Consider the following 16492-nt stretch of genomic DNA (forward strand, 5'->3'; position numbering starts at 1 on the left):
GAAATTTTAATGAGATCTCACCAATTGGGCGTTTACGGTCAGCTATAGTATCTATCTGCTTATCATCAATAACTAGTTCTTCATTTTCTGTTTCAGAGGTACCGCCCGATTCCCATCAACTTAAGCATTTTATAAAACCACAAAATGAAAAAACGGTATTCTTTCTATTACTTTAAATCTAGAAAACAAATCACTTCAATGTTTTCTGAATATTATGGGAGGATGTAAATACTGTGAACACTGTATATTTAGTGTTTAGTTGACCTTATAATAAAAAAAAGCGCGCTAAATTGAATTGAAAGGTGCAAAAACATGATTACAAATCAACAATTAGTAATAAACAATTTGGAAGAAAAATTAAAAGTATTTACTCATACAGTTAGTGGAAAACTTACAAAGGAAGAAGATTTCATCATAGCAAATACAGAAATTCCTACTGATACATTCAATGTTGTATTGCCGAAATCTCCAAATATCAAAAATGCAGTTAAGATTAGACATGGAATCGATAATTTTTCATATAAAAAATATCCCTTTAGTATTTGGATTGATGCTCAGTATTTAACTGAGGATTGGACAAAACTTATGCAAGAATATGACCTAAAAGAAGCGGAACGTAATGTAATGATGAAACTTGACAATACTCTTAATGTTGATCAAAGAATTTCCCATCAACTTATGATTACTAATGTGAAAAATAATGAAGAACTTTTAAAATATATAGACGTATTCATGAGCTTATTTGAGGGTACACCAGAAAAAGATGCATTAGAAAGTTATTTTAATAAGTTTTCACAAGTAAAATTAGGTTCAGAAGTTCAAATGTTTATTGGATGCATAGATGACATGCCTGTAACTACTGGTTTATTAATAGAAAGCAAAGATAGTTATGGTATTTATGATGTGATGACAAAAGAAACATTTAGAGGTAAAGGAATTGGCAGTGAAATGTTTCAATTTCTTCTAAATCAAACAACAGATAAACAAAAACCAGTTGTATTACAGGCTTCAGATGATGGGAAAAATATCTATAAGCGATTTGGATTTATAGATGTCGGAGAAATGGTTGTATTTGAATAAAAGGTTTTCTTATTAAGTTATAGGGTGGAATTGTTGAGCAATATAGATAGGAAATGATCCAACTTTTTATAAAAGAATAAACCAATTGAAAATATTAAGGGCGTGTTTTGAACAAACTTTTTTCAAAACACGCTTTTTTCTTTTTGTTTGTTTATCAAGGTTATTTGCTTAACTTGAACAAACTTTATTCTAAAACAACATGAATTATTAATTAATATCACTTTGAAGAAGCATATCTTTACATAACAAAAAAGAAGCATAAACCTGCACATCATGCAAAGTTATGCTTCCTGTTATACAAAATGTAATTTGAACCATAATTCAGCCACACTTTGAACCATAATTTTGCCGCAAAGTATCGTTTTCTTGAGACATTCTTGTAATGCTTGAAGCATAACATTGCCATAAGTCTTTTATTAACTCATAATATTGCCTCTAAACAAAAACAATAAAATCTGTATATAACGATTTTTAAAACTTTTTTCCCAAAGAATGCATTATAATAAAAAATACCATCATCTTTTGTCGATAAAAAGGGGAGAAAATACATTGATAACTAAAACAGAAATCGAAAACCTTATTAAAAACGGAGCCAAGGAGCAAGATATACAAAAACTATTAAAAAAAGATTTATCTATATTTGCTGAAGTATATGCTAATCCTAAGGATGAATATATTTGTTTTTCAGAATTCCCAATTGGAAATACTGGAAATGTTGACTTTGTAGTTTTTACACACAGATCAACATTAAGTATATATTTAATAGAAGTAAAAGGTGCTAATTTTAATTTGGTTAACCAATCAAAGCTAAAGGGCTCAACATTTCATGCGGATTTTTTAAAAGGAATTGACCAAATTGTGAGAAGAAAGAGCTATACTCAAAGGTGTGATTCTGAATTTCGTAAAGATGTCCATGATATTCGAAGAATGGTAGAATCAGGTCGCCCACAATACAATTCTTTACTTTGCCCAAAAAGTTTTTTAAATGTTGATCCAGAAAAACCTGTAAATGTATATGGAGTTGTTATCGGTGGAAGAAGAATCCATGATTTAGAGGAAAGCTCAAAGAGAAGTGAATGGGCCAAATCTGTAAACTTTACACTACATCTAGAGTCATGGGACAGCTGGTTAGATAAAGTGACAAGGCCTTAATTCAAGAATAAATAAACCACACTCTGCTTCTTAATGCGATATTTATTCTATCCATACTTAAGATTATAGTTAAACCATAAGATATATGAAATTCCGTATATCTTATGGTTTATTCCTTAGAATTTTCTAATACCTTTACATATTAAACAAGAATTAAAAGGAATATCCCTCTTTCCATTAAATCAAAATTTCATTGAAAAAACGCATCTATTTTGTTTAATCTAATAAAATCTGGTTTTTTCAACTTTTTTAAATTATATGTTAAGGTTACAGTAGGTACACAAATTAACATAATATGCAAAAGACAAACATTCTCCCATTTAAAAATTAAGATATAAATCAATCTTTTACTTGCAAGCCACTATTAATGTCCCTTAGCTTCACATCCTAATTCTTTTAATATTTTTCTACGAAATACTTTAAATTCATCATTAAAAAAAAGACCACTATTATTCATTCTCTCAGCAATTTTACTAGTAGATGGATATTGATTTTCTTTATGAAGTTCAATTGCTACTTCCCTTATTTCAATTAATATTTTTTCCTTCTTTTTTCTTTGTTGATTTCCTTTGAAAATTTTATAACGTTCGGATATTTCCTTACATTTTTCTGGAGCATATTTATATAAGTAATTTCTAGAATAGCCATACTCATTTGCTAATGCCTTTAAACTTAATTCTCTATGTAAGCCTTCATTTAAAACTTTAATTAATAACTCTTGAGCATTGTCCCTTTTTCGTTTAGCTTTTTGTTTCGTTGCATCTACTTTTTTTCTAGCTTCATTTGGAAAATTATTCACAAAAAAACTTGGGGTCCTTGAGGTTTTTTTACATATTTGATTAAAAGTTAATTTTTCATCCTTTAATAAACTCAGATATGCTTGGTTAAAATTTATTTTTTCTTTTAAAATAGTTTCTCTCTTATTAAATGTATGCGGTAATTTTGTTAGAACATTTAGTGAGGAAAAATCTTCTTTAATAAATATTCCATAAATTGAAGTATTGGTATTATAAGAAAAATCAAGCAAAGAATTAATGCTAATAAATTTGCTACCTTTAATCCAATTACTAACTGTCTCTGGGTAAACATTGAATAACTTAGCAAATTCTTTGTTATTATATTGTAATGAATCTTTAATAGCCTTTAAGATACAACACATTTTTTCTTTGGTTGGAATATTTGTATGTCTATAACTTGCTGCTAACAATTCACAATAATTCTCTATTAAAACTTTAGACTTTTCATCCCAATTAACTTTTTCCCTATTACTAGCCCCCAACCAAACCGAACAATATTGACAAATACCATTTTGAAACCAATTATTTAGCGCCTTTAGCTTTCTCTTACAATTAGGACATTTATTTTGTAATGCACATTGATGAATAGGACAATACATCACCAACTCTATTTGCCAAAGTAATGGTTCATAAATTATTTGTTCCTTCGCTCTCCAATCATCAAGGCAACAAGGACACCATTTTCTATAATTATCAATGACATTCCTGTTATTAAATAAAGATTTTAAAGGATTCAATGTCATAAAAATAATATCATTTCTGTTAGTTAATTTTTCTAAAGCCTGCACAAGATCTAAACTTATGCTATTAATCCCACAAAGCTTTTCCACATAATTGGATGTTCCACCTTTCTTATATTTCATCCTTAGATAGTCGACACTTAATACATTAGGAAGTAACTTTCTAATTATTGTCCCTGGTAATACAGAATGTTCATATGCTAATCTAGCTATGTAACTAGTTAAGCTTTCTACATATGGCGTCCCTATACCCATAGGTTCTATTGAATAGAGGGAGCTAATATTTACTTGATATTCATTCCGCATTTCTTGATCTATACCTTGAGTCCCCATTATTTCACCTCCCTACTACATCACGTTTCGCTTTTCTAACTCCTACATTTTTCTTTGATTTACTTTGCAGATTTCCAATTTGATTTACTGAATCTACATTAAATTTATCTAATCCCATTTTCACTCGTAATTCACTAACTTTATCTTTATCTTCATTAAATTTATCTTCACCAATTTTAATCTCTTCCATCATTACTTCTATTTTACTAATGGGTAAAGCATATTTTTTCAAAGACTGTAAACTGATTGTTACCTCACCATTATTTAGAGTGCCAACTAAACATCGACTAAGCCAATCTTTCAAAATCCCTACGCATCCCAGGGTACGCTCATATATAAAATCATAATGATTTATTAAATCTGGTTCCTTTTCTAAAGGCAACTGTTGTTGTAAATTTGCTATAACATTTACAAAGTTTTTTAGCTCATCAATATTATTGGCATTATATCTTGCAAAATGAATATCTGTGACCCTTCTACTTAATTGTCCACTTAAATTAATAAAGTCGGCTAAATCATAATGACCAACAAGGATATGTAATACACCTGATATATTTGCTAAGGATTTAATAACATCTAATTGCAAGTGCAACGTTTTTCCACTTGCAATATTTGAAAAATGTTGAGCTTCATCAACTAAAAAAGCCAAAGGCTTTCTATAATAAAATGCTTTTTCTAAAGAACGCCTTAATTCAGGAGATGTTCTTTTGTCATAAGGACTTATTTTTGTTCTATTTCCATCCTTTTTTAAAGTATCGTAATCTACCTTAAAATCAATTAATGGTTCATTTAAAGCTTCTAATGCCCTTTTATAATAAGCTTTCCAATTAAATCTTCCTAATTCTGGAGAGGGTAACTCTAAGCCTGTAATGGGTATCCTGTTATCTATGTCTTCTTTTTCGGCACACCACTGATAAATTTTACGTACTACCAATTCTTGCACAGTAGTCTTCCCCACCCCAGTTGGACCAACTACCATAACTAAATTACTTCCAGCCGGGTTTTTAATACGCTCAACTAAATCCTCTACAATATTCTCCATAATAGGATGTTCAACTTTTACATATTGTTCAAACCATGTCCCTCTTTTTTCACTAGACTCTAATAAAAGTTCTTGGGGAAAATTTCTTTGCGAAGACATCATTACCCTCCTTCACCAAATCGCTTTAATGGCCTAAACTCAAAATTCAATACATTGATCTTTTCCTGGCTAGTAAATGCTTCCTCAGCTTCTTGTTGATTTTCAATAATTAATCTATCACCTTTCTCCTTACTAACAATTGATTGCATTTCTCGATCTTTAATTGCCTGTTCAAATGCTCTTTCACTTTTTTCGCTCTTGTTAATAAAGTCGGCTATCATTTTTGCAGAAATATTAAACGACTTATTATGATTCTTAAACCTTTTTTTGAGCTCAGCCGTAATATGTTTTAACTCTCTCTCTGTTCGATTTCTAAAAATTGAATAGTACTCCGATATACATCTAACCCATTTATTATTTACATATGCATAAGCGATACTGATATCATAAGGGTCGTATCTAACAGCTACATTTGTACTTTCCACTTTTGGATTACTAAATTCACTACACCAATAATATTTATAATCAATTTTCACACCACGCCCTACATGTACCTTTGCTGTACCTTTAGGGGTTGAAGGGAAGGTTAGAATTTTAAACTCATCATCATAACGAATTAATTTAGATTCCCTAAATCCACTCATTGTAAGACTCTGTTCGAAACATTCTAAAGGTGTTTGCCCCAATGCCGGATGAGGAAGCTCATGATATACAGCATCAAACCAACTACTTAAATATCCATGTAGATCTTTAATTGTCCATACCGCATGAGTCTTTGGATTTACACTTTTCGTAACTTGACGAACATCTTTCATAATCAATGTGTTGCCTTTTAAATTATGGATAAACATTGTATTAGTCGTCCCAAACATTCTTTCAATTACAGAACCAAATCTAGATTTAGCAGGTGGTCTAGATTTCTTAGTAATTTCAAAATAAGCTAAAAAAGTTTCAAAATACACACTACCAAATTCCCTACCATTATCTACAACAACTGTTTGAGGTAGTCTAGAATGCCTTCTAACACACTCTCTCATCACCATCATGACAGAACGATAACTAGGGGGATCAAATGTTAAAAAAAAGGATAAAACTTTTCTAGAGTAAGCATCCGTCATAAGAGTCAACCATGGTCTTCCCAATGATTTATTTGTTTTCGAATCAATGAGCTCAATGTCTAGTTCTGTATGATCAATATGGCTAATGTGGAAAGCTCTCTCTCCATGTCTAGGTGTCTTTAGATCTAGCTCCCAATAAAATTGAGTATAATTATATGATGCTCTTTTCCCTTTTCTCTTTTCTATTCCCAAGGCTTTTGGACGTAATTTAATATAATTCGTAAATGTTTTATAACTTGGTGCAATAATTCCTTTTTCATCACAAGCATTAAGTAATGAACCATAAACCACTCTCATTGACTTTTGTTTATTGGTCTCATACTCTTGTTCAATGTATTTATTCATAAGTTCAATGGATTCCGATGGCAATTTATCACTTCTATTCCCCTTATCTTTACTTTTAGGAAGTAAGCCTAAATAACCATTTCCGTATAAAAGTTGTGCTTCTTTAAATTTTTTAGTCCACTCCCTCATCGTTCTTAAAGGTACATCATTATTCTCATTTAATTCTCCATTTAGTTTTCTCTTTACTAACTCATATCTTCGATTTGCAATTTCATAATCAGCTTGTTTCGCTTGTATAAGTATTTCTCTTCTTATTTTTTCTTTTTCACGACTAATTGTATTAATTCCTCTAATATTTCCTTCTACAAATAAATCTATAAATACATTTTGCGGGACTTTAACAATCTTTTCTTCTGAAGATAATAGAGTTATCTGTCCATTACCGTTATTAATAATTAGATATTGATTACCATCCCACATTATATTAGTACCTATATCAGTTCTCACTATTTCAGTTTTACAACTTTCTTGTTTTTGCTCATTAACAAGACTATTTATAAAGGAATGATATTGCTCAACACTTATATATACCGGATTCCTATCTGGCTCACTGAGTAAATAAGTATTTAAATCAACATAAATTTCATTACATATTATTAACTTGTATACATGATCCGCTGAATATAAATGAGAAGATTGAATTAGATCTTGAAGGGATATTCCTGGAGAAGTTTTAATTATGTTGAAGATAACATTTCTAATATCATTTGATACATGTTGTTGACCAGTTCTTAAATAATCATCTAAAAACTGAAAATTACGAGACAATATCCAATTAATTTCACTATCCGATCTAACCTTAAATTTCAAAGCATGTTCCATTGCCCATTGTTCAGCTGGTGGAGAACACCATTGATCCAGTTCATTTTTCTTATATCTGACTGGCTCTTTTTCAAATAATTTTATGAGCTCCTTTTCGGTTTTCCATTCTTCAAAGTAAATAGCATCTTTTGTAATTACTAAAAAATCCGGAGTATAAATTGGTGCGACTTTTTTACCATTGGACTTTTGATATTGAAGTTTAATTTTAGTCGGTTGATCATAATACTCTAAAACATTCGGATCGTTCTCCATCATAAAAATAGCTGGTAACTCAACCTTTGAAGATTCATATTGAATTGTGCATCCCATCTTTTTGCTAGGGTATGTCCCACAAACATTATGACCACCTCCACCCACACGACGTACAGGTTCAGATTTACGTATATAGTTTATGAATTCCTTTGTCTTTTGAGGCATATTTAATCTCAAGCAAAGCTGTTCAAATTCAAAATCACTTAACATAAATAGACTCCTCTCACCTTTTCATTCCGATATTTTCTCTAACCACTTTTCTCGTATTTGCCTTTCATGTAGAAGACCTGGTTTCCTTAAAAACTTTTCAACTTCCCTTCGACTAGGATAGACTTCATTTTCTTGAAGATAGTTAATTGCCTTATCAACACTTTCCATTAACTTAAGATTTTTATTCTGTTTTTGTTGAATACAATATTCTTTATGTTGGTTTACAATCAGACGACATACCTCTGGAAAATTAGACATTAATACCTTCCTGTCATATCCTATTAGTTTCGAAATCTTAGATAGGGACAAGGAAGGATGTATCAAAAGAAAATCTTCTAATTTTTTCTGTAGTTTCTCTCGATTAATTTTTCTTCTTATTATTTTCTTTCGCCCTTGCTTCCGTTCAGTCGGTACATTTATTGTGAGATCTAAAGGAAAATCTCTGCTCAAGAACCGCATTAAAGGAGTATTGATTCTAAAACAAATATCTAAGATTTTTCCTAATGAAGGGCGTCTTTCACCATAAACCCAATCCCATAATGTAGCTTTTGGGATATTAATAATTTTTGCAAATCCCGCTAAATTTCCATCCGTATAACCATTAATTAATTGAAAAAGAGCATCTGAAATAGATTTTCCGCTGTATTTATAGGCTAAAAAAGGACGATTGGCTATTAATATACTTACTTCTTGAGCTTTAAATAACTCTAGATCGTCTCTTAATTCCTTAGTTTTATCCAGCCCCAGCCACTTATTACAATACGGACAATAACCAATCATACTTTTTCTGTGTAAAATGGGAAGGCTTTTCCTACAACCAGAGCACTCTTCAACCAATTCACAATTGTGTTGTAAACAAGCTTTCACATCATAAAAAAACCAAATCAACGGGTAGTAAGCCTTCTCTTCCCCCCATTGTTTTAAACATAGGGGACACCAAGCTAATCTACTTTTTAGTAAATTTCTTGATGAGACCAACTCTTTAACTTCTAAACTTGTTATATCCTTTATATCATTCCTACCTGTTAACAGCTCTAAAACACGAGTGAATTCTGATGCACTTTTGTCAAAACCATTTAGACTCTTTGTTCCGTCATAAAAACGATTCCCTCCATGAATACTGCTATTTAATACATAATTATTATCTAGCATAGGGGCTATTATTTTATTAATTAATGTTCCCAACATAACATTATGTTCTTGCGACAAACGTACAATATAACTTGTTAAGCTTTCACACATACCGTTTTCAATTTCTCTTGGAGTCAATGCATAAAGTGTCCTAAAATTCGCATTAGGAAATTTCATATTTTCTCCCAACCTCTATTAATCGAATTTTCTCTCTATTTAAGTTTAGACTTCTTTTTCTAGGATTAAACTTAAAATTTATATGATATTAAAAGCACTATACAGTATTTTTTTCTATATAAAAAAGCACATCTTCCACAGAAGATATGCTTTTTATACTTTAGCGATCGTATGATATTGATCCCCTTTAGGAAAGTGTATTGTCACTTTTGTATATTCATTCTCTTTCGATTCAATAGAAATATCATGCCCTAATTTATGAGACAATCGTTTCGCTAAATATAATCCTAATCCAGTTGATTTCGTATGAATTCGTCCATTCACCCCTGTAAATCCACGTTCAAATACTCGTCCAACGTCTTCAAGCTTAATACCAATTCCATTATCTTGAATAATGAGACGCTTTTCCGCTTTGTCTTCTTCCCCACTAAACTTAATTTCTCCATGTGAATCAGTATACTTCAATGCATTTGCTACAATCTGATCAACAATAAAAGATAGCCATTTTGTATCACTCTCTACTAGAAGTTGTAAGTTTGTACGTTCAAATTGAATGCGCTTTGAAATAAATGACTTAGCATATTTTTTCATACTAGCACCCGTAATCGCCTCTAGAGAAACTTCTTGAATGAAATAATCTTTTGAAAAAGAATCAAGCCGTGAATAGTATAAAGCTTGTTCAACAAAGTGATCTATTTTTCCTAACTCATCCTCTAATTTATCAATTAAAATATCCGCTGGTTTGCCACTGCGCATCAATAGTTGACTAGCAGCAATCGGTATTTTAACTTCATGAATCCACGACATAATAAAATCATGATATTCTTTCTTTTCCTCGTGCAATACGTACATTTGCTCTTGTTGCTCTAAGTACAGTTTTTTTAATATATCTGTATATAGTTCCTGTTCATATGTATGTGGATTTGGGATTGCAATAACTGTATCCTGCTCTAAATGAAGAGCAATATAAAGTTCTTTATAAAATCTTTTATGATAAAAATACCCGATTATAAGATAGATAAGAATAAAAATTGCACTTACAACATTGATATACAAAAGATTTTCTTTCGTATTACTTAATCCCTCACTTAAATAAATCATGGTAGAAATAAATAACATAATCAAAAAGTACAGAAGCATAAAATAACGACGTTCTTTTATGTAACGAAAAATACTCATGTAATAATGTAACCCTGCCCTTTCTTCGTATGTATAAATTCCTCTTTTCCAAGTTCAGCAAGCTTCTTCCTTACACGAGCAACGTTTACTGTTAATGTATTATCATCAACAAAACTTTCATTTTCCCAGAGTTTACGCATGATATTATCGCGACTTACAATCGATCCTATATTTTGCATTAATATCTGTAAAATTTTAAATTCGTTTTTTGTTAATTCCAATATTTGATGATGATATGTTACTTCCCCGCTCTGTAAATTTAATACGACACCTTCATATTCAACAACATTTGTTTCAGTTTGTGTATAAGAATATGTACGTCTCATAAGAGCCTGAATTTTAGCCACTAAAACATCTGTATAAAATGGTTTCTGTACAAAATCATCTCCCCCCATATTCATGGCCATTACCATATCCATAGGATTATCACGAGATGACAAGAAAATAATTGGTACTTTCGATACTTCACGAATTTTTCTACACCAATAAAATCCATCAAAATAAGGAAGGTTAATATCAAGTAAAACAAGTTGCGGAGATTGAGCCAAAAAATCGTTTAAAATCTGTTCAAAGTTTGTACTCGCCCATACTTCAAATCCCCATTTCCCTAACTCATCGGCCACGGTTTCACGAATGGTTGGTTCATCTTCAACTAATAAAATTTTCATAAAAGGTTTGCCTCCTAGCACTATTTTAACCTTACAAGTTTGTAAGGTTTGAATTATAATTTGTAAGGTTGTCCTATGGTTTAGGGTATAAAATTACCATACAATAAGCTTATCATACAATAGAGGAGGATCTATATTGAACCCCGTATTACAGGCAAAACACGTAAGGAAGGTCTTTAGTAATAGAGGTAGCATATTTACTGCCCTCCATGATATTGATCTCACAATTTTTGAAGGTGAATTCGTTGGCATAATGGGTCCATCTGGATCTGGAAAATCTACTTTATTAAATATATTATCGACAATTGATATACCAACCACAGGAGAAATTATTGTTGATGGAAGAAATGTTATAAAAATGAAAGAAGAACAACTTACTGCATTCCGTAGTGACACATTAGGCTTTATTTTTCAAGACTACAATTTACTTGATACGTTAACGATAAAGGATAATATACTTCTACCACTTGCTTTAAGAAATATGAATGCACAAGAAATTGATGCACGTGTAGATGAAGTTGCAACAATGTTCGGCATTCAAGGACTGCTAAATAAATATCCGTATCAAATTTCCGGTGGACAACAGCAGCGTACTGCAGCAGCGAGGGCTATTATAGGAAAACCTAAATTAATTTTAGCTGATGAACCTACAGGTGCACTGGACTCTAAATCAGCAGCTCATTTACTACACAGCCTACAAGCATTAAATAAAAAACAACTAGCCACTATTTTGATGGTTACGCATGATCCTTTTGTAGCAAGTTATTGCGAACGCATCCTCTTTATTAAAGATGGAAAACTTTTCACAGAACTTGTAAAGGGTGAGATGCCACAGGAAGAATTTTTCCAAAAACTATTACATATTCTTTCTGCTCTTGGAGGTAGCGGTCATGACACCATTTAGTATCATCAAAAGAAACTTACAAAGAAACCTAAAAAATTATGTACTATACTTTGCATCTATGATACTTAGTATTGTCATTTATTTCATTTTTGTATCGCTACAATATAACGGTTATATCGTAGAGCAAACGAGTACAACCAAAGGGATTGCAGATGTTTTTAAAGCTTCTTCTGTTATTCTAATCATTTTTGTAGCAATATTCATTTCGTATTCAAATTCATTTTTCACAAAGAGAAGAAAAAAAGAAATTGCATTATACTCCTTACTAGGTGTTCGAAAACGTCAAATTGGTGCCATGTTATTTTATGAAAATCTCATCATAGGAATTATTGCACTCATTATAGGAATGAGCATCGGAGCTTTACTCTCAAAGGTGTTTTCCATGTTACTTTTAAAAATAATGCAATTATCAACTGCTATTTCTTTTTCTATTTCTCTAGAAGCAATCATGCATACCATACTCGTATTTACCGTTATTATTTTAATAACATCTTTTCAAGGTTATAGCATAATTTATAAGTTCAAATTAATTGAATTACTTCAGGCTGAAAGACAAGGTGAGCTCATTCCAAAAGGATCTATATGGACCGCTTTATTAGGAATTATTTTAGTTATCTCTTCTTACTGGTTCGCACTTCAACCTTTTCTCTCTTCTATATGGATAGACCATAAGATACGGAATATGTGTATTATTTTAGGTGGTTCTATTATCGGTACATATTTCATATTTCGTTCTTTTACTGTTTTCTTATTACTTGGCTTACAGAAGAATAAAACACGCTATTACCGTGGGATTAATGTAGTTAGTGTATCTCAACTATTAGCACGCATTCAAGCAAACGCAAAAACACTAACTGCCATTGCACTATTAAGTGCAGTCACACTGTGTGGAATCGGTGCTTCTTATAGTATGTATTATAAAAATAAAGTAATGATTGATAAAACAGAACCGTTTAGTTTTATGTATGTAAAAACAGATTCACATATAGATCAGCAAATTGAAAATACAATAAGAAACTCTAATCATACAATAAAAGAGAAAATTGCTATCCCTTTAATAAAAATAAAAGCAGACTTACAGGTGAATGGCATCTTGCCAGTCGATTTTGAAAGAAATCCTAAAGAATTAAATTTATTATCGGAGAGTACAGTCAATACCCTAGCCGATAAAACGAATAAGGATATAAAAGTATCCCTTCAAAATTTAGAAGCGGTTGCCCTTGATGCAAATAAGAGTAATACGTTTCAAACTGAATATAAAAATGGCAAAGCAAAACTGCATCTTTCAGGTAATGATTATTCATTGCAATTTGTAGGGAAAATTCAAGATAATATACTAAATGACTCATTACATGAATTCACTATCGTAGTGACCGACAAAGTTTTTTCTGATATTACAAAAAAACAAGAACCCTATATGCTACAAGCATATAAAGTATCCGATGACAAAAATACTAAGGAGTTAACAAAAGCACTGCAAATACTCCTTCCTAAAGACATCAATTTAATATCTAAATACAGCGCTTATACAGGTGTTGTGGAAGCCACAGGATTAGTCATCTTCGCTGGTGTATTTTTAGGGCTTGTCTTTTTAGCTGCAACTGGAAGCATCATTTACTTTAAACAATTAACAGAAGCAACTATAGATCAAGATAAATATATTATTTTACGTAAACTGGGTGTAAGTAAGCAAATCATCTTTAAATCGATTGCAAAACAAATAGCCTTCATATTTATTCTGCCACTTACTATCGGTAGCTTGCATAGTATTGTCGCTTTAAATGCACTTTCTAATACACTTGGCATAGATATTTTCATTCCAGTTTTAACTACCATAGTTGCATATACATTGATTTATTTTGCTTACTATATACTGACAGTAAAATCCTACAATAACATTGTGAATAAATAAAAAAAAGCATCTCAACAGATGCTTTTTTTATTTATTCTTTTTAAAAGTTATCACATTATACGTTTTACTCATTTTCTCATAGAATAAACGCTTATCTCGTTTGAAAATATGCAATACAAAATGCAATAAGATTAAACCATTGAAAATAAAGAATAGTAAAATGAAAATTATCTCTAATTGCTCATTCAATACTCTAGAAGCAATTAAAATATAATTGATACCACCAATCCCGTAATATAATAGGCCATAGCGTTTACATAATTCAATGAATGTAATTCTCTTTCCTTGCCCTTTTACTCTAAAATGAAGAATCCATTTCCCAATTGTTTTCCCATTTGTGAAATAAGGAAAAACAATAAAATAAACGAATATCCAAACGAAGACAAGTAAAAGCTCGTCCAATTTTTCAGCAGGGTTAAATATAAATGCCACGGAAACTTTAACATTGAATATTAAAGAAGTCACAATCCCAATAACAAACCAATCCATCCAAAGAGCAAGGAAACGTCGTGTCATACGAACTGGTTTATTTTCAAGATCAACTTTTTCATCCATCGCATGTACATCTGGTAGGAAATAAGTAAATATTGGTGCAATCATATATCCTGCAAATCCACCAAGCGTATTTAAGAATAAATCATCAACATCAAATAAACGATATGGACAATTATATAATCCATAGAATCCTGTTAATTGTGTAACTTCGAAGAATAAGGAAACAAAAAATGTAATAATAACAGTTTGTAACAGATTACGACGGAAATAATATCGTAAATAAATGCCTAATGGTAACAATAAAAGAAAGTTAAATGCCACCTGTAAAAATGCACGCTCTTTCAAAATTCCAATGTATGACATCGGATTCGCAAAATTCACCTTTGTTTCTCTCAAGATGTCCATGATTGAAGTAAAAGGTGTTAGTTGATAATGCTGTGTTCCTGGACGTTGCATACTACACGTATCAAACGTTGCCGGAAACGGTAAAATAATTAAATAATAGGCCGCCATTGAAAATAATAATAAAGAGTACAAAACAAACATACGTAAATAATTAATATACCCATGCTTACGATACTGCCAAATTAAAAAAGGAATTAATAAAATAAAACCAGCGATTGGAAATGTAATTATCGCCGTCTTAATTGGGAATAAATAAGCACCCAAGTTCTTCACCTCCAAAATATACAACATTCGCTATTATAACAAATTTTTCTTTTTATGCCATTTTCAGTTTTATTTGTTTTTTCATTCAATTCATTTGATTATCAAGTTAACTTATTACTCATCAAAAAGACTCTAAAGAATTACTACTTATCAGTAATTCCTTAGAGTCTTTTTATGTACATAAAAAATATCTACATGAAGGTTCCTTACAAAAATGTAAGATTCCAGTTAGGTACATCGATGTTTGCAACTTTTAATCACTTGTAAACTAACAATAGTTAATCAAGCAATACTGGAGCGTTAATCTGATATCGTCGCAGATTTAATACATGCACTAAAAATCATAATAGAAAGGATGTATGAATTATGAATGCAATAAAACAAAGTTTACCTCAAAAGAATCGAATTGTTGATTTAGATGTCATACGAGGTTTTGCCTTAATTGGCATTTTCTTAGTGAATATATCAATGTTTTTTAACGAAGCTGATGTATCCAATACTACTTTACCAGATGATAAATGGATTAACATTTTTGTAACCGGAAAGTTTTATGCCATTTTCTCACTACTATTTGGAGCTGGATCAGCCCTATTCTTAGCTCGAGCAAAAGCAAAAGGTCAACCATATTTTATCTATATACGCCGTATGATCATACTAGCAGTAATTGGTTTATTACATGCTAGTGTTTGGGGAGGAGATGTCTTAATTTCTTACGCCATTGTCGGGTTACTATTATTAAGTCTTCATAAAGTTCCTGGCCGATTATTGTTAGTAATTTCTTTAAGCTTACATGTAATGGGCATAATCGTAAGTATAATATCTTACGATTATATATTTCAGTTAAAGTCGAACATACCTCCATTTCTTGATGCTCTTCAAATATTAACTATGATAACTTCATTTTTAATCTATTTTATAGAAGGGTATTCACTAATGAAGTTGGATGTTCTTACTAAATTAAAACAACGCCCAAAACTTCATAAATTGCTCATTATTATGTTTAGTATTGTTTCTATTACTGGGGTTACTGTACAGATGCTAACACCAAGTGCAAAGCTATCTTTTATATTACTAAACATTTTACAACCATTTCTCACAATAACTTATATTTTAATCCTTGTAGCTCTGTTGAAAAGTACAGTAGGAAGCACTGTATTAAAACCATTACAAGCTTACGGGAGAATGGGAATGAGTAATTATTTAGGACAGACCTTTATTGGAATGTTCATTTTACCAATAACTCTAAGCGTATTTTCACCAGCAATCGCTATGGTGAGTATGTGTTTCCTAACATGGATTTTTCAAATCGTGATTAGTAATGTTTGGTTAAAATATTTTAATTTTGGACCTGTAGAATGGATCTGGCGTTGCTTAACTTATTGGAACTTAATGCCTATCCGAAAAAAATAATAATAAGAAATAACATA

At 31.0% G+C, this 16492-nt stretch carries 12 protein-coding genes; 5 read left to right on the forward strand and 7 right to left on the reverse strand.

The window, feature by feature from the left end:
* The first annotated feature begins 312 nt into the window (after positions 1–312).
* Positions 313–1080: a GNAT family N-acetyltransferase gene (locus DN399_RS25140; protein WP_016123739.1), complete on the forward strand. Its 768-nt coding sequence runs from the start codon at positions 313–315 to the stop codon at positions 1078–1080.
* A gap of 549 nt (positions 1081–1629) precedes the next feature.
* A complete protein-coding gene (locus DN399_RS25145; protein WP_179953519.1) occupies positions 1630–2232 on the forward strand; it encodes a Shedu immune nuclease family protein in 603 nt (200 codons plus the stop codon).
* Positions 2233–2596: 364 nt separating this feature from the next.
* On the opposite strand, the gene DN399_RS25150 is transcribed toward DN399_RS25145, so the two are convergent.
* From DN399_RS25150 to DN399_RS25175, 6 genes are all read right to left on the reverse strand, one after another.
* On the reverse strand, positions 2597–4102 hold the full coding sequence (locus DN399_RS25150; protein WP_149150027.1) for a TniQ family protein: 1506 nt from the start codon (positions 4100–4102) through the stop codon (positions 2597–2599).
* Between the two features lie 4 nt (positions 4103–4106).
* Positions 4107–5243: an AAA family ATPase gene (locus DN399_RS25155; protein ID WP_158080533.1), complete on the reverse strand. Its 1137-nt coding sequence runs from the start codon at positions 5241–5243 to the stop codon at positions 4107–4109.
* Positions 5244–5245: 2 nt separating this feature from the next.
* Entirely contained in the window at positions 5246–7930 is a 2685-nt protein-coding gene (locus DN399_RS25160; RefSeq protein ID WP_149150028.1) for a TnsA endonuclease N-terminal domain-containing protein, read from the reverse strand.
* 21 nt (positions 7931–7951) lie between these two features.
* Positions 7952–9238: a TniQ family protein gene (locus DN399_RS25165; protein WP_149150029.1), complete on the reverse strand. Its 1287-nt coding sequence runs from the start codon at positions 9236–9238 to the stop codon at positions 7952–7954.
* 153 nt (positions 9239–9391) lie between these two features.
* Complete coding sequence (locus DN399_RS25170; protein WP_149150030.1) at positions 9392–10417, reverse strand: sensor histidine kinase; 1026 nt, start codon at positions 10415–10417, stop codon at positions 9392–9394.
* Entirely contained in the window at positions 10414–11085 is a 672-nt protein-coding gene (locus DN399_RS25175) for a response regulator transcription factor (protein WP_149150031.1), read from the reverse strand. The genes DN399_RS25170 and DN399_RS25175 overlap by 4 nt, the downstream gene beginning before the upstream one ends.
* 136 nt (positions 11086–11221) lie before the next feature.
* Here DN399_RS25175 and DN399_RS25180 point away from each other — a divergent pair, with 136 nt between their 5' ends.
* A complete protein-coding gene (locus DN399_RS25180; protein WP_149150032.1) occupies positions 11222–11989 on the forward strand; it encodes an ABC transporter ATP-binding protein in 768 nt (255 codons plus the stop codon).
* Entirely contained in the window at positions 11976–13901 is a 1926-nt protein-coding gene (locus DN399_RS25185; protein WP_149150033.1) for an FtsX-like permease family protein, read from the forward strand. Before DN399_RS25180 ends, DN399_RS25185 begins: the two co-directional genes overlap by 14 nt.
* 27 nt (positions 13902–13928) lie before the next feature.
* Here DN399_RS25185 and DN399_RS25190 read toward each other — a convergent pair whose 3' ends face one another.
* Positions 13929–15065 (reverse strand): VanZ family protein, encoded by a 1137-nt coding sequence (locus tag DN399_RS25190; RefSeq protein WP_149150034.1) that lies wholly within the window; start codon positions 15063–15065, stop codon positions 13929–13931.
* A 366-nt stretch (positions 15066–15431) separates the two neighbouring features.
* Between DN399_RS25190 and DN399_RS25195 the strand changes: the two genes are divergently transcribed.
* Entirely contained in the window at positions 15432–16475 is a 1044-nt protein-coding gene (locus DN399_RS25195; protein ID WP_147806421.1) for a DUF418 domain-containing protein, read from the forward strand.
* The last annotated feature ends 17 nt before the right edge of the window (positions 16476–16492 follow it).

Source organism: Bacillus sp. AR4-2 (genome assembly GCF_008274865.1).
Taxonomy (GTDB): Bacteria; Bacillota; Bacilli; order Bacillales; family Bacillaceae_G; genus Bacillus_A; species Bacillus_A cereus.